Below are 19796 nucleotides of genomic sequence, written 5' to 3' on the forward strand. Positions count from 1 at the left end.
ACACCTCATCAGTGCCAGAAAAAAATAATAATGATTATTAATGATAAATGTCTTCTGCCTTAAATACATTTCTCCTCCTTTAATGATTTAAGTTACACATAATAAATATATTGAAAGGAGGTCTTTTCATGGAGATGAAGAAGGTCAGAATAGAGCCCAAGGAGGACCTGAACCTGATACTCGGGCAGAGCCACTTCATAAAGACCGTTGAGGACATCTATGAGGCCGTGGTCAACACGGTTCCCCAGGCAAAATTTGGGGTGGCGTTTGCAGAGGCATCGGGAGACTGCCTTGTGAGGCATGCTGGAAATGATGAGGAACTTGAGGAGCTTGCAGCAGAGACCATGCTTGAAATTGGAGCCGGACACTCGTTCATAGTGTTCCTCAGGGACGCATTCCCAATAAACGTACTGCAGCGGATAAAGGACGTCCCGGAGGTTGTTAACATTTACTGCGCCACCGCGAACCCTGTTGAGGTCATCATTGCCGAGACAGATCAGGGAAGGGGTATACTGGGGGTCATAGATGGCAGCAGCCCTGATGGTATAGAGGACGAGGAGGCTATTGCAGAGAGAAAGAGATTCCTCCGCCTTATCGGATACAAGTTTTAGTGGACTCACAAGGAAGGGCCAAAAATATATTAAACAGTACGCCCAGTAATAATACGGGGGTTGTTTAAATGTCAGATACAGTGGTTTTTGTTAAGGAGAGCGGAAACAAAAATAAGGGGGAAAATGTCCTGGAAATAAACCAGAACAGGGTCCGGATGAAGGAAAAACAGAAAGGTACACTCTCAATAACCTTTGAAAGTCCGGATAAGAGGGATATAGAAGCTGCAATGGCCTTTTTTGAATCAATGACCGACATGGAACCTCTCACAATGAATATCGCAGATACCGGTGAGGTTAAGGCCTACTTCAAGGGCACAGCACCCTTCAGTCAGACTGAAGAGGAGGGAATGACGGTTTACACCTACGGTGTGACCATCCAGGAACTGCAGGAGTAAATCCATTTTTTAAATTTTTATTGATCCCTGGGGTTATGTCCTTTTCTCAGAGATTTCTTGTGGATCTTAGATTTTTATTGATCCTTGGGGTATGTCCATTTCTCAAAGATCTTGTAGATCCTGCTGGGGTCACTGAAAACCTCTGTTTTATCCATCCTTGATATCCTCTTCACGTGTTCGACATCCTCCCTGGTTATTTTGAGTTCAAGTTTCTTACCGTTGGGAAGTGTCGTGATAACCTTCCCTTCGCTGTAATCCGATGGCATGATGTAGACAGGTACAGATGCCTTCTGGGCCATTATAACAGCATTTGTAACCAGGGTATCCCCTATCCTCAGGGATATCTTGGCTGTGCTGTTGGAGGTGCAGGGAGCCACAAGTATGAAGTCATACTTACCAAGCTGGACCTGACCGGCAAGGAATGGGGAATTGGCATTTATCTCAACCCATTTCCTGTCAAAGCTTGTCTCGAGGTCCCTGTAGAGGCCATAGTACTTGACAACCTGGTCACCTGCCTTGGATATGAAGACGTCGATTTTGATACGGTCCCCATAGATCTTTTTAATATCCTTCATTATTTCGTAGGTTTCAGTCAGTTTCTCCCCGGCCCCGGTTATACACCAGGCAACAGTCAGTTTTTCAGTCATGTGTCATAATATGTTGGAACTTATTAATCAAATTTGGGTTGAGGATGATACGATCGTGAATGGTGTCCGGGATATGTTGAGGAGTTGTGATCTGGTTTAAGTCGGGTTTAAGGATGATATTATCGTGAATGGTATCGGAAAACTTCAGGGGGGATTTGAGGCTATCGGTGATTTCATGATCTGGCATCACAACCCGGGCAACCCTGAAGCGGATTCAGAGATCCTGAAGATGATGTCATGACCATCGAACTCTAAAAAAATAAATTGGCGGAATCCTAAAATGGCTTGCTGGAAGAGGGTACCGGAATTATTTCTCAGTACCCCTGTGTGGTGTCCGGCTAAGATGATCTTCCTATAATCTGCACCACTTCAGAGCCGATGACACTCCCTTGCCATGCTTACCCTAATCCATGATTACACCATCAAGTATCCTTATGGTTCTTGAGGCCATCCCGGCCACATGGGGCTCATGGGTGACAACAACAAGGGTAACCCCCTCGTCCTCCTGGAGCTTCTGAAGCATCTGGAGTATATTTCTGCTTGTCTTTGAGTCAAGAGCCCCTGTGGGTTCATCTGCAAGGATTATTGACGGGTTATTGGCCAGGGCCCTGGCAATTGCAACCCTCTGGCGTTCACCACCAGAGAGTTCTGTGGGCCTCCGGTCAGCCTTATCCCCGAGGCCCACCTGTTCAAGGAGCTCCATTGCACGCTCCTCCATGTTAACGTGCTTCACGGCAAACATGGGTATCTCAACGTTCTCAAGGGCGGTGAGGCTGGGTATGAGGTTATGTAGCTGGAACACGAAGCCTATCTCCTCGGCCCTTAAACGGCTCAGGTCCCTCTCATCTGAGAGATCCCTTCCAGCAACCCTGATGGTGCCTGAATCAGGGACATCCAGGGCACCTATCATGTTAAGGAGGGTGGATTTACCTGAACCTGATGGCCCCATGATGGAGATGAACTCACCCATCTCAACTTCAAGGTCAACACCATTAAGGGCCCTTATCTTACCCCCGTCAAAGCTCTTCTTAAGGTTTCTAACCTCTATGGCCTTCATGGAACCACCTACTCGTACCTCAGTGCTTCGGTGGGGGCGAGCCTTGATGCCCGGTAGGCCGGGTAGAGTCCACCGAGAACACCCACGACAAGGGCGACTGCAAAGGCCCTCATGAAGATCTCAGGGCTGTATACTGGTTCTATGAATCCCCTCATTCCAAGCTCAAGGAGCACCTGTATGGCTGCAACACCAAGCACCGAACCCACAATACCGGCGATCACAGTCAGCACCACCGATTCACCGAGTATCATAACTAGAATCCTGCGGTCCCTCCACCCGACGGCCTTCAGAACTCCAATCTCCCTTGTCCTCTCAAATACAGACATTATCATGGTGTTTATAACTCCAATTCCACCTATTATTATGGCGAGGAGTGATATGGCCCAGGTTGCGGTGTCGATGGTCTGCAGGCCCTGGTCAACGCTCTGGAGGTCCTCAAGTGAGGCTATGGTTGTGAGGTCACTGTAACGTCTCTCGATGCGTTCTGTGACGTCCTCCACCCTTGAATTCCGGGTCATCTTAACGTAGATCATGGTGACCTTACCCTCCTTCTCCTCTATTTCCTGGAGTTTTTTGAGTGAAATAAAGGCTCCTCCGTCCTCCTGCATGTCACCTGATTCAAATATCCCCACGATACGGTACTCACGGTTCTTTATCTTTATCGTATCACCAACACCCTTGCCATGGTTCTCTGAGGCGACCTTACCTATTATGACCTCATCTGCATCTGGATCCCTGAGGGTTCTGCCATCGATTATTTTTATCTGACTCATGTTTATCCTGGCAGGGTCTATACCTATCAGTACAAAGTAGGGGTTGTCATCAAGGGGCTGTACAGCCATGAGTATTCCGACGGCGTCCTCAACCCCGCTCACATTCCGCACCTTATCCACGTATTCCTCATCTATCTTGCTGAGGAACATATCTGAGACATTGGACTCCACAATCGTGAAGTCGGCGCCACCCGCCTTGAGGGTGTTCTCTGTTGATGCCTTCAGACCCCCGGTTATCACGCCGAGGGTTACAATGGTTGCGATTCCAATCGCGATACCTGTAATTGCAAGGAGACTCCTTGCACGGTTTCTGAACGGATTCTTCAGAACAAGCGTTATGAACCTCATGGGTATGTATATGAATCCGAACCTTAATAATGTTGACTGATTCCATTAAAAAAATAAAATTTGTGGGGTTTCAGGACATTTGTAACTGCTTTAAGGGCTTAAATGGGGTAAATATTGAAAATTGGTTTCAGGACATTTTCCCTGCCCTTAGAACCTCAAATGCGTCCAGGTCAACATTGCCGATGGTGCTGTAACAGTCGGCTTCAGGCATCTTCTCAAGCTCTTCCATGCTTATGTACTTCATTTTATCAAGGCCACGGACAAAGTACCTGAACTGGGATCCAAGCCTCTCCCTCAGTCTGTAACCCCTTCCGATGTTTATGAAGTACCTTCTTTTCACCTCATATTCCCCGGTGAGTTCATGGATTCTGCTAAGAAGCCTCCTTGTGGGATGCCTGTAGGTGCCGTTCTCCATCGCTATTACAATGTCCACGGGGACACCGAGTTCATCTGCAAGTTCCCTCTGGGTTTTACCCTCACTGATCCTGTAACCCAGCACAAGAAATTTCAGTTCATCTTCGCCAGTCACAATTCCACCTCCAGTGAATTCACTATGAGACCCAAAGTATAAATACTTTTTCATAAAAAATTATTATTAAAATTCCGATTATATGAATAAATGTAATAATAAAATTGAAAGTTCATATTATGGATGATTATATCCATGAATGTGACAATAGATAAACATGAATGACACCGGCTGACAGCAAATAATATAAACATGGAATGGATTATTAACTGGTGGTGGGAGATCATGGGACCTGAGTCATGGGTGATAATAGCTGCCATATGCCTCATAGGTGAAATGCTGACAGCAGGATTCTTTCTTCTCTGGTTCGCCTTCGGGGCACTGGCAGCAGCGGCACTTGGATACCTTGGATTCGATACAACGGTACAGTTTGTTACATTCGTTGTTGTTTCAGTCATTCTCCTCGCTGTTTCAAGGCCATTCGCCGCACGCATAACAGGAGAACCAGCAAAAAAGGCTGTTGCAGATAGACTCATAGGAAAAGAGGGTGTTGTGATAGAAGCAATCACATCACAGAGCTCTGGTCTTGTTAGGATAGACGGCGAAACATGGAGGGCAAGGTCAGACGCGGATCTTAAAGAGGGTGAAATGGTGAAGGTGAAGGCAATTGAGGGAGTTAAACTCGTAGTTGAAAAAATGGAGGAATGAAAATGCTGCTTGAAATAATAATTGTACTTGTACTCCTTGTACTGGCATTCAAGAGCCTGAAAATACTCAGACCCTACGAGAAGGGTGTTGTTGAAAGACTCGGTAAATATCAGAGGACAGTGGAAAGCGGTCTCGTGGTCATAATCCCCTTCATAGAGGCCATAAAGAAGGTTGACATGAGGGAACAGGTGGTTGATGTACCACCACAGGAGGTCATAACCAAGGATAACACAGTCGTTGTTGTGGACTGTGTCATATTCTATGAGGTGGTTGACCCATTCAATGCAGTCTACAACGTGGTTGACTTCTACCAGGCAATAACCAAACTGGCCCAGACGAACCTCAGGAACATAATAGGGGACCTTGAACTGGACCAGACCCTCACATCAAGGGAGATGATAAACACCCAGCTCCGCGAGGTCCTCGATGAGGCCACAGACAAGTGGGGTACCCGGGTTGTCCGTGTTGAGATACAGCGCATAGAACCACCTGGAGACATAGTTGAGGCCATGTCAAAGCAGATGAAGGCCGAACGTATGAAGAGGGCGGCCATCCTTGAGGCAGAGGGTTACAAGCAGTCAGAGATAAAGAGGGCTGAGGGTGATAAACAGGCAGCCATCCTCGAAGCGGAGGGTAAGGCTGAGGCCATAAAGAAGGTTGCAGACGCCAACAAGTACCAGGAGATAGCCATAGCAGAGGGTCAGGCCAAGGCCATACTCTCGGTTTTCAGGGCAATGCATGAGGGAGACCCGACAAATGATATAATAGCACTCAGGTACCTTGAGGCCCTTGAGAAGGTTGCAGATGGAAGGGCAACAAAGATACTTCTCCCTGTGGAGGCCACAGGTATTCTGGGTTCAATTGCAGGGATCTCAGAGATGCTCTCTGACCCATCAAGGGCATCTGAAAAAATATCAAAAAAATCTGAGCCGTCAGAAGCAGATAAAAAATCCGCATCCTCAGAATTCCCGGAAAAACAGTGAATAAACACCTTTTATTTTTTCAAGTGATGTTAGTTATAAATATCACGGTGAACATAGTAAAATACTGGAGGTGTAAGGTATGAAAGAGGATGTTTTCTATGGAAAGGGCATGGTTCATGTGAAGGAGGACTATCCCGACATCTATGAGGCAGTTGTTAGACTCAACGAGGCCGCCTACACAGGAAAGGTTCTTGACTACAAGACACAGAAACTCATAGCCCTAGGAATAACAGCTGCAAACTCAGATGACCGTGCGGTTAAAAAGCAGATACAGAGTGCCATAAATGAATTTGGTGTTACAAGGGATGAGATTGTTGACGTTCTCCGTGTTGTTCTCCTCACATCAGGTAACCCACCCTTTGTAAAGGCGATGAAGATTCTTTATGAGGTCCTTGGGGACTGATTAAATTACCCTTTTTATTTCAAATTGGAAGAGTGGTTAATGACACTGAAATCGAGCATAAAATTTATTCATGGAACCAACAGTAAACTTTTTAAGTGACCACATCAAACTCAGTAGTACATAAACCGCTATTTTTAAGGGATACGATCCCATGGATGTGGCGTAAAGCCGAACAGAATAGAGGTGTAAACAATGTACAGTTATGTTAAAGAAGCTTGGAAGAATCCAAAGGACTCCTATGTAAGGGAGCTCATGTGGGAAAGGGCCCCAAAATGGAGAAGGGACCCTGTAATTAAGAGGATTGAAAGGCCAACAAGAATAGACCGTGCAAGATCACTTGGTTACAGGGCAAAACCAGGATACATAATCGTGAGGACACGTGTAAGGCGCGGTAGCCAGAGAAAAACCAGGTTCAAGGCAGGTAGAAGACCCAAGAGAATGGGTGTTAAGAAGATCACAACTGCAAAGAGCATAAAGAGGATCGCAGAGGAAAGGGTTGCAAGGAAATACCCCAACATGGAGGTCCTCAACTCCTACTGGGTCTGGGAGGATGGAAAATACAAGTTCTATGAGGTCATCCTTGTCGACCCAAACCACCCGGCAATAAAGAATGACCCCAAAATAAACTGGATCTGTGAAAAACAGCACAGGGGACGGGTTTTCAGGGGCCTCACAAGTGAAGGTAAGAAGAACAGGGGCCTGAGAAACAGGGGTAAAGGGGCTGAAAAGGTAAGGTAGAGCCCCACTCAATTATTTTTTAGAGGAAAATGATACACAACATCTCCTACCGCCTCATGGTTTACGGTACAGAGGACGAGGAAAAGGTCCTTGAAGCCCTCAGAAACATAATACCGGGTGCAGCACCTGAAAGGGAAATGGCAGAGGGCTACCATGGAAACCCCATCACAGTTTTAAGGGGCAGGGTGGACCACAGAAGGGCTCTCAGAGAATTCATGGAGAGATTCATTGAGGTCTTCAGGGGTAGAATGGATGAACTTGAGGATAGGTTCGATGAAAACGGTAACCTGTTCATTCGCCTGGATAAACAGGAGGCCCTTGAGGGGATCTGGAAACCTGTGAGGCACGGTGATGCAATACACCTCAAGATCAAGGTGGAGGCCTACCCTGCAAGGAGAGATGTTGCAGCTGAGAATATAAGGAAGATGCTCCAATAGGTGGGTCATCCGGCTGAAATTCTGACTTCCACCAGGATGCTATAAATTATAAATTGTTCCAGCAGGGTTCGGATGAAATTCTTTGACTTCCGTGAGGGTGCTCGGATGGGTGGGTCTTCCCTGATGAAATTCGCTGACTTCCACGAGGATGCTCAGATAACTGGGTCATCCAGGCAGATGAAATTCTTTGACTTCCACCTCCAGGCAGGTGACCATGATTCCAGTCTGAGACTTCTTGCTGAGGCTTCCCGCCTCGGGTACCATGGGGCTGTCCTGGTCTTCCCTGATGAGACCTACAGCCGCATCCAGCCAGAGATAGAGGTCCTGAGGGATGACCCTGAAATAATGGGACTTGAGGTGGCCTCTGGTGTTATGATAGAGGCTTCGAACCCGAGGGATATGAGGCGCAAGGTCAACCGCTTCAGGAGGAAGGTCGACCTTGTGTACGTTTCAGGGGGTAACCTGAAGGTGAACCGTGCAGCCTGTGAGAACCCCAGGGTGGATGTCCTCTCCGCACCCTACTCATCAAGGAGGGATGCTGGCATGAACCACGTCCTTGCAAGGGAGGCTGCAAGGAACAGGGTTGCAGTTGAACTTGTCACCACTGACATCATGGGCTCATGGCTCAAGGTGAGGGCAAGGGTTCTTGAGTACTTCAGGGACATCCTTAAACTCCACAGAAAATTCGATTTTCCACTCTTACTCTCAAGCAGGGCATCATCAATATATGACCTCCGCACACCCCGTGATCTCATGAACCTTGCAGGGTGCTTTGGCATGAGCACCCGTGAGGCAGGCAGGGCACTCTCATCAACACCATCCTCCATAATCGAATACTCACGTAAACGCCCCTTCATGATTGCAGATGGTGTGATGCTTGTGGATGATGAAGAACAGGACTGAACCCCGGTGAAGACATGAGGATGAAGATACTTCCCCCCACCCTCAGGAACCCAAAGAGGTACATCGCCTTTGAACTGATATCCGAGAGGGAGCTCTCAAGGGATGAAATCGTATCCCTTATTTGGGACAGCTGCCTCAAACTCCACGGCGAATGTGAAACATCAAATTTCCGCTTATGGCTCATGAAACTCTGGCGATGTGATTTCCCGGAGGCAGTAAGGATGAGGGGTGTGCTTCAGTGCCAGCGGGGTTACGAGGGAAAGGTTATGTCTGCCCTCACTGCGGCACATCACCACAGCGGGTCAAGGGTGGTATTCCATATACTGGGACTCTCCGGGACGGTGCGCTCTGCAACACAAAAGTTTATTAAACCTTCCAAGAAAGATAAATACTGACTGATTTGTATCACAGGTCTCATTGATTACCAGATTTATCCATCAATAAAGAGAGGTTAGAAAAATGCAACCACTTCAAAGTGCAGGATACGATAGGGCCATTACGGTATTCAGCCCGGATGGCAGGCTATTCCAGGTGGAGTATGCAAGGGAAGCAGTTAAGAGAGGAACCACTTCTCTTGGAGTAAAATCAAAGGAAGGAATAGTTCTTGTGGTGGACAAAAGGCCCACGAGCAAACTGGTTGAGCCGAAATCCATAGAAAAGATATTCCAGATAGATGAACACATAGGGGCCGCAACATCTGGGCTGGTGGCAGATGCAAGGGCAATAATTGAAAAGGCAAGACTCGAGGCCCAGATAAACAGGATAACCTACAATGAACCCATAAGGGTTGAAAGCCTTGCCAAGAAGATATGCGACATGAAACAGATGTACACCCAGCATGGAGGTGTCAGGCCCTTCGGAACAGCCCTCATAATAGGTGGTGTAAACGGAAAGGGCTGCAGACTCTTTGAAACAGACCCCAGCGGGGCCCTCATAGAGTACAAGGCCACAGCCATAGGGGCCGGCAGGCCAGCGGCCATGGAGGAATTTGAGAAGAAATACACCGATGACATGAACCTGAACCAGGCAATAGAACTGGCCCTTGATGCGGTCTATGAGGCAACAGAGGGCAAAACAACACCTGAAAGCGTTGAGATAGCTGTTATAGAAGCCGCGGATAAGAAATACAGAAGGCTTCCTGATGATGAGATCAGGGACCACGTTGAGGAACTCCTGATCAGGAAGGAAAAGGAGGAAGAGGAGTAAAAAATGGTCAGCCTTGAAGATGCGGTTATCGCCCGGCTCGAATCCCATGGCGAGCGATTTGAAATCCTGGTGGACCCTGACCTGGCAGCTGAATTCCGGAGAGAAAATTCAGACGTCAACGTGGAGGATGTGCTGGCGGTCCAGGAGGTCTTCAGGGACGCCAGAAAGGGTGATAAGGCATCTGAGGAGGCCATGAGGAAGGTCTTTGAAACAGCGGATCCTCTTGAGGTAACACCCATAATACTTCAGAGGGGGACAATACAGCTCACTGCAGAACAAAGAAGACAGATGATAGAGGATAAACGCAGAAAAATCATCAGTAAGATTGCACGTGAAGCTATAAACCCCCAGAATGGACTTCCTCACCCTCCAAAGAGGATTGAAAAGGCCATGGAGGAAGCAAGGGTTCACGTTGATCCATTCAAAACGGTTGATGAGCAGGTCAACATTGTCCTGAAGGCCATAAGGACCAAGATCCCCATAAAATTCGAGAAGGTCACCGTTGCCATAAAGATACCCGGCGAAAGGGCCGGCCCAGCCTACGGTGTGATATCAAATTTCGGGAAAATAAAGAATGAGGAATGGCAGAGTGACGGTTCATGGATAGCGGTGGTTGAGATACCGGGGGGTCTTCAGGACAGTTTCTACCAGAAAATCAATGAACTCACCGGCGGTAACGTTGAGACCAGGATTATCAAGTAAACCCTCATCTCCTTTTTCGCCTTCAAAAAACAGGGAGGCATAATGTGTTACTCGTAAATGAAAAGGACCTGGTTGTTCCAGGTCAGGTTCTGGCAGAAAATGATTACTACCCCGGCAGGGGGACCTTCAAAGAGGGTAAAAAAATATGTTCATCATTTGTTGGACTTGTTTCTGTCAGGAATAAGAAGATAAATGTGATACCACTTCAGAGCAAATACATCCCCAAGAGGGGGGATGTGGTGATCGGCGAAATCACAGATATAAGGTTCTCAATGTGGGGCCTGGATATAAACTCCCCCTACAGCGGGCTCCTGCCAGCATCAGAGGTTTTCGGCAAGGAGAAAAGGGAACTTGAGAACGTCTTTGAAATAGGCGACGTACTCCTTTTAAGGGTGGTTGATGTTGACGAGGTCCGGAAGGTTAAGCTGGGCCTTAAGGGTCGCGGGCTTGGAAAGTTCAGGGACGGAATTCTGGTATACATAACACCCACAAAGGTTCCAAGGCTCATAGGCAAGAGGGGATCCATGATAAACATGGTCAAGGAGAAGACCCACTGCGATATCGTTGTGGGTCAGAATGGAGTTGTCTGGATAAAGGGAGAACCCGACATGGAGAGGATAGCCGAGAGGGTTATCCTGATGATAGACCGTGAGGCCCACACATCAGGACTCACAGATCGTGTCAGGGAACTTCTGGATAGACTCACCGGCGCTGAACCCACCACCCTGGATGAGGATGATGGGTCTGAAGTGGTTGAACCGGAGGCTCCAGTTGAGAATGCCGTGGAGATGGAAGAAGAAACAGAAAACCCTGATGAAATAGAAGAGGATGAAGTGGAATCATCCGGGGGCGAAGAATCAGGGAATGAAGAAGTTAAGGATGAAAATAATTCCGAGGAACAGAGGTGATTGTTATTATCACACAGGATCAGTTGAAAACCTCTCAAAGTGTCAGGGAGGATGGAAGGGCATTTGATGAACTCAGACCCCTGAAAATTGAGGCTGGAATACTTGAAAGGGCTGACGGTTCATCCTACCTTGAATTTGGAGGTAACAAGATACTTGTAGCTGTTTACGGGCCAAGGGAGGCACAGATAAGAAAACTGCAGCGACCTGACCGGGCAGTTATAAGGTGCAGGTACAACATGGCACCATTCTCTGTTGAGGAGAGGAAAAGGCCCGGTCCCGACAGGCGCTCTGTTGAGATTTCAAAGATAACCGCGGAGGCCCTGAGGCCTGCACTGATACTTGAAAAGTTTCCAAGGTCAGTCATAGATGTCTTCATAGAGGTTCTTGAGGCAGAGGGAGGTACAAGGTGCGCGGGCATCACAGCGGCATCAGTGGCCCTTGCAGATGCAGGAATACCCATGAGGGACATGGTTGTGGCCTGTGCCGCAGGTAAGGTCAATGATCAGGTTGTCCTTGACCTCTCTGAGGAGGAGGACAAGGCTGGACAGGCAGATGTACCTGTTGCAATCCTCCCAAGGACACGTGAGATCACACTTCTCCAGAGCGATGGAAGCCTGTCAGAGGATGAATTTGAAAGGGCCCTTGACCTTGCAGTGGATGGTTGCCTCAGAATACATGAGGTTCAGAAAGAGGCCCTCAGAAAGAGGTATGGTGAATAAAATGGATATAATACCTGAAATTACAAGAAAAAGTATAACGGACCTTATAAATAACAAGGAGAGAATCGATGGAAGGTCACTCCATGAGTTCAGGGACATATCCATTGAAACAGGGGTGATATCCAAGGCTGAGGGTTCCTCAAGGGTTAAACTCGGCAACACACAGATAATAGTCGGTGTCAAGCCACAGATAGGCGAACCTTTTTCTGACACCCCTGAGATGGGGGTTATACTCACAAACTCCGAACTTCTACCGATGGCATCACCAACCTTTGAGCCAGGACCCCCCGATGAGCGTTCGGTTGAACTCTCAAGGGTTGTTGACCGCTGCATAAGGGAGAGTCAGATGATAGACCTTGAAAAACTCTGCATAATAGAGGGCAGCAAGGTCTGGATGCTCTTCCTGGACCTGCACATAATCGACTACGACGGCAACCTATTTGATGCCGCGGTACTTGCAACTGTGGCAGCGCTCCTCGATACAGTGATCCCTGCCACGGAGGTTGAGGATGGTGAGGTACTGGTTGACAGGGAAAACATGCAGCCACTTCCCATCAACAGAAAGGCCCTCATGTGCACCTTTGCAAAGATTGGTGATGAGATAATCCTGGACCCCTCCCTTGAGGAGGAGGACATACTCACCGCCAGGCTGTCCATAGGGGTGACAGAGGATGGCTCAATATGCGCCATGCAGAAGGGTGGTGAGGGGGCCCTCACAAGGGATGATGTCCTGAGGGCGGTTTCCATTGCAAGGGAGAAGGTGCCCCAGCTCATTGAGTACCTTGATGAGTCAATGGCACCGTGAATCGCTTGGAGGAATCAGAGACCACCCATTCCGGTGCTGTGTTCTCATGAGTATACCTGAGAGGAATCAGAGACCACAATGATTCGGTGCTACCCAAATCTTAAATACTCGCCTTACAATATCTATAACATCATATTTACTGGAGTGATAAAATGGCAAGAACAAAGAAAGTTGGTATTACAGGACGTTTCGGTCCACGTTACGGTCGTAAAGCTAAAAGAGCTGTTAAGAAGATTGAAGAAGAGATGAAAAGGAAGCACGTATGCCCCAGCTGTGACAGACCCGGTGTTAAAAGGGAGAGCAGGGGCATATGGAAGTGCAGAAAGTGTGGCGCTGTATTCACAGGCGGCGCATACCTGCCTGTGACCCCTATGGGTAAAACAGCAGCCCGTAACATCAAGAGGATAGTTGGAGGTAAGTAGATTGTACCGCTGCGCCCAGTGCGGAACCCTGATCGACCCCAAAAAGTACATGGAGAATAAGTGCCCCAGGTGCAGGTACAGGATCCTCTTCAAGGAGGTGCCTCCTGTTAAGAGGACCATAAGGGCACGGTAGGATGCTTCTCACAACATCCAGGAAGCCTTCCCGGCGAACAAGATCGTTTTCCCAGAGGCTCTCCAGGATAATGGGCTGGAGGTATGTTAACAGGGGCAAGATGAGTATCAGGGACGTGCTCATCGAGGCAGCCGGACCTGTGGCTGTCGTATCTGAAAGACACGGAAACCCCTCAAGGATAACTTTCCTTGGTGATAGGGGAGACGAGATGGGTTACATCCTCTTCAACCCATCATTTGAAATCAGGGGATCAGAGAGGGATTCCCCCGTTGCAGGGATAAGATCATGCCCCACTGAACTTCAGGGTATCTGCAGGCTCATGGGTCTTGAGGTCAACCCCTGGGCATCCGGCAGTGTCTGGGACCTCAGGAAGGGTGATGATTACCCGTGGGTCATGGAGCTTATTGATGCCAGGGGCGAACCTGCAGGGTTCAAACTGCTGATAAGGGACCTTAAGGCCGGTGATTGATGTGGGTCTTAAGAGACTTCAGGGATTCATTGATATATCCACAGGAAACCCTGAATCCGCTTCAGTGGTTTACAGGGCAGTTAAGCCGGAGTTCATGGATTCCCCATCCGGGAGGTCTTCAGTTTCATTGGATCTTGAGGATGACAGGATAACAATAAGTATCAGTGCCCGGGACCCGGCATCATTCAGGGCAGCCCTCAATTCATCGCTCCGCTGGGTGAGGCTCTCAATGGATATGATGGAGCTCATTCATCCCAAAAGGATTCATGATAATTAATGAAGGTGATAGTATGGAACTTCCACAGAATGTACAGCACCAGCTGGCCCAGTTCCAGCAGCTGCAGCAGCAGGCACAGGCAATATCTGTGCAGAAACAGACGGTTGAAATGCAGATTAATGAAACACAGAAGGCTCTTGATGAACTCTCAAAGGCTGCAGACGACGCTGAGGTATTTAAGAGTTCAGGGAACATCCTTATAAGGGTGGATAAGGGTGAAATCACAGCTGAACTTGAGGAGAAACTTGAAACTCTCCAGTTAAGGGAGAAAACCATCCAGAGACAGGAAGAACGTGTTATGAAAAAGCTGCAGGAGATGCAGGTTAACATCCAGGAAGCCATGAAGGGCGCCGGGATCAATCCAGGGATGGGTAACTAATTGAGCCTTAAAAAACTCAGTGACGGGGATCTGGATGAGATATCCAGTTTCCTGTATAACACCATTTCTGATTTTATACTTGAGAGGGTCTCAGCAAAGGAGATAGTTGATATCGAGATAACGGTGAGTGTTGAATATACCGGCAGGCTGGATGTTGATATAACCGCCGAGCTTCATCTCGATGAACTCTCAGAGGCGGACCCCCGAATTGTTGACCTGGCAGTGGATGCTGCCTACGAGGCACTGGAGTCATTCCTTGAGGAGTACAGGGAATGATAACCCGGAGCCAATGCCTTTCATGATTAATTCAGGTTGATTGATTAATACTAAAATCAGGATCATTTAAATATAAGTAATAATTTTTTTTCAAAAAGTATTTATACATCCTCTGCCAACCATCATATGAGCATGAATTCCTCCTAGCTTACCAGAGTAAGCCAGCTCAACAGGGCATCCAGCTACAATCCTTTCGCTCAAAAAAATGTCATCTGATGCCCTGTTCCTCCTCTTTTTCTAATCTCCCCTCTTTCACCATTTTTAATCAAAGTAAGATTTTAATTCCCTGAGATCCACTCCAGGCATCAGTATTGGGGTACTCTGTGGGTTTTAAGGGTTTCTGCATCTTGATCATGGTGGGTCTGTCTGGACTTCCAGTGGGTTTAAGGGGTTTTTCCATGTGGACTGTATTGAGTTCGTTCCCGGTGTCAAGGGTCACCCTGTAACCCATCGAGAGCCAGAATTCAAGCGCACCCCTCACATGTTTGTGCGTATGGAGGTACATCCTCCTGTATCCTATCCTGGCTGCATGTATCTCTGCGATACCGGTAAGGAGTGATGCAACTCCCCTTCTCCTGTAGTCCTCATGCACAAAGACCCTCCACAGACCCGCTGTTGTCTCTGGATCATAATTGAGACCCTCAAATTCACGGTCATAGGCACGGAGTCCAAGGGTCCCTATTATCTTTCCACCCACTGAGGCAAAGATGAAGGTGTTCCCGGGTGGATTGAGATAGTGTTCCCTGAATTCCATGATATCACGGTGGTATTCGGGTATGTAGCCGTAGCCAAATTCCCGCCTGATCATATCAAACAGGAATCTCCTTATGGATTCAATTTCACTTTCTGTCTGGGGAATGGTAACCAGAATAATATCAACCACCATTCAGTATTACTTTTTAAAGGTATATATGATTCATAGTAATACATGATTCCATGTATATATTATATATGCTGTGAAGTCTTATAAAGACTGCTGTTTAATTATATTACCATTGGGGGAACCCCGCATGAGCTGTTACATTTATTGGAATAAGATAAAGAGGATCGCATCCAGCCTTGAGGGAATGGAACACCACTTCGACAGGATGGACACATCCATGGTCATACCCCTCCTGGATGAGATCGAGGAGATAGCCCATGATTCGTCCATAGACTTTGAATCGGCCAGGCACATACTTGACGATGCTGAGATGAACCATGCGCTCAGTATCATAAGAACTTTCTATGTTAACCTTGGCATGAGACTTGAAATGGAGAAGGCGGCGGAGGTTGGAGATTCAGATTCGCCATGGGAGACCCTGGAATCCTTCTACTTCTACCCGAGGTACCTCAAGCTCATCAAAAATGAGGCGGCCCTTGGAAGATTCAGGAGGGGGGAGCGCGCTGTATTCATTGGAGGAGGCCCACTACCACTTACAGGGATACTCCTTGCGCATATCTATGGTATGAGGGTCCATGTTGTTGAGATTGAACCTGAAATAGCTGATATATCCCTTGGGGTTATAGAGAGGCTTGAACCTGGAGATGTGGATGTGATCACAGGGGATGAGACCGCACTGGCGGATCTCGACTTTGACGTTGTTATGGTGGCTGCCCTTGCAGAGCCCAAGAAGAGGGTTTTCAGGAATATACACAGGTATGTGAACCCTGATACAAGGGTTATATACAGGACGTACACGGGAATGAGGGCAATTCTCTATGCCCCTGTGACTGATGAGGATGTGGCAGGATTCAGAAGGGCGGGGATTGTGCTGCCTTCTGGTAAGGTTAACAATACCTCAGTGCTTGTTTTTAAGTGCCCTTGAAGTCTCTGTCCCGATCAAATCAGAAATACATGAAATTTTTTAAGGATCACCTTATCTTTTATTACCATTTCGGCAGTCCCGGCCAGATAATTATTATGAATATTAAAATGGAAAATATTAAATAGGGATGGTTTGCAATTTAAAATATAACACCATTATGGTGTTTGATAATAAATTTCCCTCCAGCAATCAGTTCATGGGACCTTCCCATGAATCCTCTTCTTTTTTAACTGAAATTGAGTATTACATTTTGTCCTTTATAAGCCCCTGAAGTATTAACAAAAACATTATATATGTTATTACTTCAACTATCAGTCGGTACATTATTAAACATTACAGAACTTAAAGGAGGTGAAAAGGTTATGAGAAGACAGTATTTCATGGTTTTCATGGTTCTTCTCGTTGCTGTAGCACTGACAGGTTCAGTGAGCGCAGTGGACACAGAATGTGATGTGGGGGTTGATGTAAAGTACGAATTTGCAGACGACAACTCCCGCATCAACCCTGACATAAACTACATCAGCGATGACAGCGGATCAAAGATCAACTTCACGAAAACATTTGATCCCGCTGCAAACATGACAAAGATCATCTTCAATCACCAGAACGTCACAAACACAACAAAATTCAGGATAAAGGTCACAGCACCGGGTTACAGGGACCTTGTACATGAATTCACCCTATCAACAAACCCTCTGAATCCGCTGGATACCAGATACTACGCACTGCTTTCACTCAAAATGAACGCCACAGATGCCTACAAACTGGGAAGGGATATCACCAGGAAGGCTGACCAGATCCTGAACTTCTCGAAGGGGAACGTGCTCGTCATAACAACTGCTGGTATTGTTAAGTACAGGAACGATACCACGGAGGATGTGATTGAGGGAATACTCAACCAGGCAGGTGGCCGTGTAACCTATGGTAAGGGTAACCTGCTTGTAATAAGGAAGTCACCTGTTGACCCCCTGGACACATTCTTCATACTGCAGAGGGGCAGCACACTGGAGGGTGTTTACTTCAAGAATGCAAGCACATCACCGGTTGTAATCAAAACAGTCAATGGAAAACCAGTTTACACTGTTGACCTTCTGAAGAACATGACCGAGGCAAACTGGAACCTTCTTGTAAGCAAATATGGAAACTACGCGTTCCCGGTTGCAAGCCTTGCAAACGCATGGATGCAGGGCGCACCATCCGATCTTCTGAGAGCTGCTGCATTCCATGGTCACATGTGCCTCGGTACCATCAGCGGTTATGCAATGAGCCTGACGCTCCTCAAGTACTACCCACCGGTTATGGACTTCACCAACCCTGGATCACCGGGTGAGATAACCAGCTACGTGACAGTGGGTGTTCCAGGTGACTCAGATGACGATGCGCTGCTGATGTTCCTTGACACCACACCCGGTAAGGGAGGATCCTACAGCGGATTCAACACCACAGCCACCGGTGCTGACACAAATTTCGTTGGCTTCATAAGGTGGAACCCCAACACCCTCAAGGGTGACCTCATAGTGATGAAGTTCGACAAGGAGGCACTCAGGAGGCAGTTCCAGCAGCAGACAGGAAAGAACACAGAGCTTGAATTCAATGCATGGCTCATAGCTAAACTGAAACAAGATCCAACATCACTTGTTACAATCGTCAGGGAACTTAAGGACCTCAATGTTACACACTATTACTATCTGCTGGGTACAGAAAACCCTGTGAACGCCACGGATAAGGTAACCAACATAACATACCAGATACCTGCCCAGATTGCCCATGGCCTTGACATGGCATACATAGACAGTCTTGGACTCTCCAATGCAACCCGTGAAAACAACCCCTTAGCGTGGGGTAACCTCACATACAACCAGATAAAACAGATAGGAATTGACGCTGCCAACCTTGCAAAACAGTTATTCCTCACAGAGAAGGGTATAAACCTTGAAAAGGACGACAGGGACCTTGTGGTGCTTACATCAGCCGGTTACTCAAGGGTTAACGGTCAGGATATGAGTGCCGCATGGGATGGAGTATTCGATGTTCTTGGTTCAAGGCTCAGCAGGGCAACACTTCTCCCGGTCCACAGGCCGCTCTGGAAACCCCTCTGGTTCACATTCGTCCTCAGGGGCTATGACGGAGTGAGAATGGATGCGGTATATATCTACTATGACCCCACAACCGGTCAGCTCGTTGCAAGCAATGCATCAGACGGTAAATTCGTGAATGACATAGGTCCAAGGACCCTCAATAGCACACAGCTCAGCAGCAAGGTCTCAAAGGTCTTTGCAAAGGATGGCTGGTTCAACATACAGAGCATAGCAAACGCATGGAGGAACGACCCACCATACGACCAGGTGCTGACATTCCTATTCCATGACCATGCATGTCCAGGTGTATCACCGGGCTACCTGATAACAGAGTACATATTCAGGAACTACCCCCTCAGAGAGGATGAGAACTACATATACCTTGGTAACACCATCTACTGCAAGGACGACGCCATAGTCTACCGACTTGGAGTCTCACCAGGACAGGGAACCTACTTCAACCTGCGCGTACCCGGAACAGAGAACGACCCTGAAGAAGCCGATGCCTTTGGAGGTAACATTGAGGGAATCCTCGTTATATGGGACAGCAAGAACAGGGTTGGCAGGGCAGTGGTCCTGGACTTCAAATGGCCGACCTTCGATGTGAGCGACTGCACAACCAGCGATGCAAAGAGGGAAAAACAGATAGCAGGTTTCATAAGCCTCTACAAGGGTGAAACACCAAGTTATATGATTTCAGGACCTGTTGTAACCTATGACGCTGAGAGGTACATCACTGAGAGTGAACTTCAGATGATCCTTTCAGGTGCCGGCGGTCAGAACCCCATAGCATATGTGAAGGGGATACCTGCAAACAGGACCCTTGCAGACCTCATTCCAGTGAACAATGGCGGAAGCCAGAACGGAAACCAGGGTGGTGTGCCTGGCATTCCCGGTGGCTCCACGGGTGGTTCAACCGGTGGTTTACCCTCAGGTTCCCATGGTACCGCAGGTCATGCAGGTTACACACCAAGTGTGGAGTACAGTGCTTCACCGGCTGATGTGAGTGCAGCATCAGAGGTTTCAGAGGAACCTGCGACAGCTGAGGGTAAGAAGGCCTATGAGGTTACCAATGCAACCTCAACTTCTGGCAGTGATGGGTCATGGTACGTCTATGGTATCGTGGGTGTCCTTGTGGCCGC

Annotated in this window: 27 protein-coding genes; 22 read left to right on the forward strand and 5 right to left on the reverse strand. The window is 47.7% G+C overall.

The window, feature by feature from the left end; all coding sequences use genetic code 11:
- The first annotated feature begins 128 nt into the window (after positions 1-128).
- Together ACPLJI_RS06335 and ACPLJI_RS06340 are read left to right on the forward strand one after the other, a co-directional pair.
- Positions 129-611 carry an adenosine-specific kinase gene (locus ACPLJI_RS06335; protein WP_424730252.1) on the forward strand — a complete coding sequence of 161 codons (483 nt, stop codon included), beginning with the start codon at positions 129-131 and terminating at the stop codon, positions 609-611.
- A 68-nt stretch (positions 612-679) separates the two neighbouring features.
- Positions 680-1006, forward strand: coding sequence for a hypothetical protein (locus ACPLJI_RS06340; protein WP_424730253.1), 327 nt, complete (start codon positions 680-682; stop codon positions 1004-1006).
- 74 nt (positions 1007-1080) lie between these two features.
- Here the strand turns inward: ACPLJI_RS06340 and afpA are convergent, their stop codons facing one another.
- The 4 genes from afpA to ACPLJI_RS06360 form a co-directional block, all read right to left on the reverse strand.
- Positions 1081-1653 carry an archaeoflavoprotein AfpA gene (gene afpA, locus ACPLJI_RS06345; RefSeq protein WP_424730254.1) on the reverse strand — a complete coding sequence of 191 codons (573 nt, stop codon included), beginning with the start codon at positions 1651-1653 and terminating at the stop codon, positions 1081-1083.
- 403 nt (positions 1654-2056) lie between these two features.
- Complete coding sequence (locus tag ACPLJI_RS06350; RefSeq protein WP_424741175.1) at positions 2057-2710, reverse strand: ABC transporter ATP-binding protein; 654 nt, start codon at positions 2708-2710, stop codon at positions 2057-2059.
- 8 nt (positions 2711-2718) lie between these two features.
- Positions 2719-3831: an ABC transporter permease gene (locus ACPLJI_RS06355; RefSeq protein ID WP_424730151.1), complete on the reverse strand. Its 1113-nt coding sequence runs from the start codon at positions 3829-3831 to the stop codon at positions 2719-2721.
- Between the two features lie 127 nt (positions 3832-3958).
- Positions 3959-4360, reverse strand: coding sequence for a helix-turn-helix domain-containing protein (locus ACPLJI_RS06360; protein ID WP_424730150.1), 402 nt, complete (start codon positions 4358-4360; stop codon positions 3959-3961).
- A 225-nt stretch (positions 4361-4585) separates the two neighbouring features.
- Here ACPLJI_RS06360 and ACPLJI_RS06365 point away from each other — a divergent pair, with 225 nt between their 5' ends.
- The 18 genes from ACPLJI_RS06365 to ACPLJI_RS06450 all read left to right on the forward strand — a co-directional run bounded on the left by ACPLJI_RS06365 (position 4586) and on the right by ACPLJI_RS06450 (position 14768).
- Positions 4586-5008 (forward strand): NfeD family protein, encoded by a 423-nt coding sequence (locus ACPLJI_RS06365; RefSeq protein WP_424741176.1) that lies wholly within the window; start codon positions 4586-4588, stop codon positions 5006-5008.
- 2 nt (positions 5009-5010) lie between these two features.
- Positions 5011-5991 (forward strand): SPFH domain-containing protein, encoded by a 981-nt coding sequence (locus ACPLJI_RS06370; RefSeq protein WP_424730148.1) that lies wholly within the window; start codon positions 5011-5013, stop codon positions 5989-5991.
- Positions 5992-6070: 79 nt separating this feature from the next.
- Positions 6071-6394, forward strand: a complete 324-nt coding sequence (locus tag ACPLJI_RS06375; protein WP_424730147.1) for a carboxymuconolactone decarboxylase family protein — start codon at positions 6071-6073, stop codon at positions 6392-6394.
- 192 nt (positions 6395-6586) lie between these two features.
- Positions 6587-7132, forward strand: coding sequence for a 50S ribosomal protein L15e (locus ACPLJI_RS06380; RefSeq protein WP_424730146.1), 546 nt, complete (start codon positions 6587-6589; stop codon positions 7130-7132).
- A gap of 29 nt (positions 7133-7161) precedes the next feature.
- Positions 7162-7569, forward strand: a complete 408-nt coding sequence (locus tag ACPLJI_RS06385; RefSeq protein ID WP_424730145.1) for an RNA-binding protein — start codon at positions 7162-7164, stop codon at positions 7567-7569.
- 105 nt (positions 7570-7674) lie between these two features.
- Positions 7675-8472 (forward strand): ribonuclease P protein component 3, encoded by a 798-nt coding sequence (rnp3, locus tag ACPLJI_RS06390; protein ID WP_424730144.1) that lies wholly within the window; start codon positions 7675-7677, stop codon positions 8470-8472.
- Between the two features lie 20 nt (positions 8473-8492).
- The gene (rnp2, locus tag ACPLJI_RS06395) at positions 8493-8867 is read left to right on the forward strand and encodes a ribonuclease P protein component 2 (protein ID WP_424741178.1); all 375 of its coding nucleotides are present in this window, start codon (positions 8493-8495) and stop codon (positions 8865-8867) included.
- Positions 8868-8931: 64 nt separating this feature from the next.
- Complete coding sequence (psmA, locus tag ACPLJI_RS06400; RefSeq protein WP_013295890.1) at positions 8932-9678, forward strand: archaeal proteasome endopeptidase complex subunit alpha; 747 nt, start codon at positions 8932-8934, stop codon at positions 9676-9678.
- A gap of 3 nt (positions 9679-9681) precedes the next feature.
- A complete protein-coding gene (locus tag ACPLJI_RS06405; RefSeq protein ID WP_424730264.1) occupies positions 9682-10380 on the forward strand; it encodes a ribosome assembly factor SBDS in 699 nt (232 codons plus the stop codon).
- Positions 10381-10424: 44 nt separating this feature from the next.
- Positions 10425-11288: an exosome complex RNA-binding protein Rrp4 gene (gene rrp4, locus ACPLJI_RS06410; protein ID WP_424730265.1), complete on the forward strand. Its 864-nt coding sequence runs from the start codon at positions 10425-10427 to the stop codon at positions 11286-11288.
- On the forward strand, positions 11285-12007 hold the full coding sequence (gene rrp41, locus ACPLJI_RS06415) for an exosome complex exonuclease Rrp41 (RefSeq protein WP_424730266.1): 723 nt from the start codon (positions 11285-11287) through the stop codon (positions 12005-12007). Before rrp4 ends, rrp41 begins: the two co-directional genes overlap by 4 nt.
- On the forward strand, positions 11997-12812 hold the full coding sequence (gene rrp42 / locus ACPLJI_RS06420; protein ID WP_424730274.1) for an exosome complex protein Rrp42: 816 nt from the start codon (positions 11997-11999) through the stop codon (positions 12810-12812). Before rrp41 ends, rrp42 begins: the two co-directional genes overlap by 11 nt.
- A gap of 152 nt (positions 12813-12964) precedes the next feature.
- Entirely contained in the window at positions 12965-13234 is a 270-nt protein-coding gene (gene rpl37A / locus ACPLJI_RS06425; RefSeq protein ID WP_010876320.1) for a 50S ribosomal protein L37Ae, read from the forward strand.
- A 1-nt stretch (position 13235) separates the two neighbouring features.
- A complete protein-coding gene (locus tag ACPLJI_RS06430) occupies positions 13236-13367 on the forward strand; it encodes a DNA-directed RNA polymerase subunit P (RefSeq protein ID WP_048901205.1) in 132 nt (43 codons plus the stop codon).
- 1 nt (position 13368) lies between these two features.
- On the forward strand, positions 13369-13836 hold the full coding sequence (locus ACPLJI_RS06435; protein WP_424730267.1) for a Brix domain-containing protein: 468 nt from the start codon (positions 13369-13371) through the stop codon (positions 13834-13836).
- A gap of 1 nt (position 13837) precedes the next feature.
- On the forward strand, positions 13838-14113 hold the full coding sequence (locus tag ACPLJI_RS06440) for a KEOPS complex subunit Pcc1 (protein WP_424730268.1): 276 nt from the start codon (positions 13838-13840) through the stop codon (positions 14111-14113).
- A gap of 13 nt (positions 14114-14126) precedes the next feature.
- Positions 14127-14492, forward strand: coding sequence for a prefoldin subunit beta (locus tag ACPLJI_RS06445; RefSeq protein ID WP_424730269.1), 366 nt, complete (start codon positions 14127-14129; stop codon positions 14490-14492).
- Entirely contained in the window at positions 14493-14768 is a 276-nt protein-coding gene (locus ACPLJI_RS06450; RefSeq protein ID WP_424730270.1) for a DUF3194 domain-containing protein, read from the forward strand.
- Between the two features lie 265 nt (positions 14769-15033).
- On the opposite strand, the gene ACPLJI_RS06455 is transcribed toward ACPLJI_RS06450, so the two are convergent.
- Positions 15034-15654, reverse strand: a complete 621-nt coding sequence (locus tag ACPLJI_RS06455; RefSeq protein WP_424730271.1) for a GNAT family N-acetyltransferase — start codon at positions 15652-15654, stop codon at positions 15034-15036.
- 124 nt (positions 15655-15778) lie between these two features.
- Between ACPLJI_RS06455 and ACPLJI_RS06460 the strand changes: the two genes are divergently transcribed.
- Positions 15779-16576 carry a nicotianamine synthase family protein gene (locus ACPLJI_RS06460; protein WP_424730272.1) on the forward strand — a complete coding sequence of 266 codons (798 nt, stop codon included), beginning with the start codon at positions 15779-15781 and terminating at the stop codon, positions 16574-16576.
- A gap of 362 nt (positions 16577-16938) precedes the next feature.
- A partial coding sequence (locus ACPLJI_RS06465) for an FmdE family protein (RefSeq protein WP_424741177.1) occupies positions 16939-19796 on the forward strand: 2858 nt, incomplete at its 3' end.

The organism is Methanothermobacter sp. (assembly GCF_049720995.1).
Taxonomy (GTDB): Archaea; Methanobacteriota; Methanobacteria; order Methanobacteriales; family Methanothermobacteraceae; genus Methanothermobacter.

Bases quoted from the DNA above. Each gene is read 5' to 3' on its own strand.
- ACPLJI_RS06405 (WP_424730264.1), top strand. From the start codon at position 9,682: ATGGTCAGCCTTGAAGATGCGGTTATCGCCCGGCTCGAATCCCATGGC.
- rnp2 (WP_424741178.1), top strand. From the start codon at position 8,493: ATGAAGATACTTCCCCCCACCCTCAGGAACCCAAAGAGGTACATCGCC.
- ACPLJI_RS06375 (WP_424730147.1), top strand. From the start codon at position 6,071: ATGAAAGAGGATGTTTTCTATGGAAAGGGCATGGTTCATGTGAAGGAG.
- ACPLJI_RS06335 (WP_424730252.1), top strand. From the start codon at position 129: ATGGAGATGAAGAAGGTCAGAATAGAGCCCAAGGAGGACCTGAACCTG.
- rrp42 (WP_424730274.1), top strand. From the start codon at position 11,997: ATGGTGAATAAAATGGATATAATACCTGAAATTACAAGAAAAAGTATA.
- ACPLJI_RS06435 (WP_424730267.1), top strand. From the start codon at position 13,369: ATGCTTCTCACAACATCCAGGAAGCCTTCCCGGCGAACAAGATCGTTT.
- ACPLJI_RS06350 (WP_424741175.1), bottom strand. From the start codon at position 2,710: ATGAAGGCCATAGAGGTTAGAAACCTTAAGAAGAGCTTTGACGGGGGT.
- psmA (WP_013295890.1), top strand. From the start codon at position 8,932: ATGCAACCACTTCAAAGTGCAGGATACGATAGGGCCATTACGGTATTC.
- ACPLJI_RS06380 (WP_424730146.1), top strand. From the start codon at position 6,587: ATGTACAGTTATGTTAAAGAAGCTTGGAAGAATCCAAAGGACTCCTAT.
- rpl37A (WP_010876320.1), top strand. From the start codon at position 12,965: ATGGCAAGAACAAAGAAAGTTGGTATTACAGGACGTTTCGGTCCACGT.
- ACPLJI_RS06340 (WP_424730253.1), top strand. From the start codon at position 680: ATGTCAGATACAGTGGTTTTTGTTAAGGAGAGCGGAAACAAAAATAAG.
- ACPLJI_RS06455 (WP_424730271.1), bottom strand. From the start codon at position 15,654: ATGGTGGTTGATATTATTCTGGTTACCATTCCCCAGACAGAAAGTGAA.
- ACPLJI_RS06370 (WP_424730148.1), top strand. From the start codon at position 5,011: ATGCTGCTTGAAATAATAATTGTACTTGTACTCCTTGTACTGGCATTC.
- rnp3 (WP_424730144.1), top strand. From the start codon at position 7,675: ATGGGTGGGTCTTCCCTGATGAAATTCGCTGACTTCCACGAGGATGCT.
- ACPLJI_RS06460 (WP_424730272.1), top strand. From the start codon at position 15,779: ATGAGCTGTTACATTTATTGGAATAAGATAAAGAGGATCGCATCCAGC.
- ACPLJI_RS06355 (WP_424730151.1), bottom strand. From the start codon at position 3,831: ATGAGGTTCATAACGCTTGTTCTGAAGAATCCGTTCAGAAACCGTGCA.
- afpA (WP_424730254.1), bottom strand. From the start codon at position 1,653: ATGACTGAAAAACTGACTGTTGCCTGGTGTATAACCGGGGCCGGGGAG.
- ACPLJI_RS06445 (WP_424730269.1), top strand. From the start codon at position 14,127: ATGGAACTTCCACAGAATGTACAGCACCAGCTGGCCCAGTTCCAGCAG.
- ACPLJI_RS06365 (WP_424741176.1), top strand. From the start codon at position 4,586: ATGGGACCTGAGTCATGGGTGATAATAGCTGCCATATGCCTCATAGGT.
- ACPLJI_RS06385 (WP_424730145.1), top strand. From the start codon at position 7,162: ATGATACACAACATCTCCTACCGCCTCATGGTTTACGGTACAGAGGAC.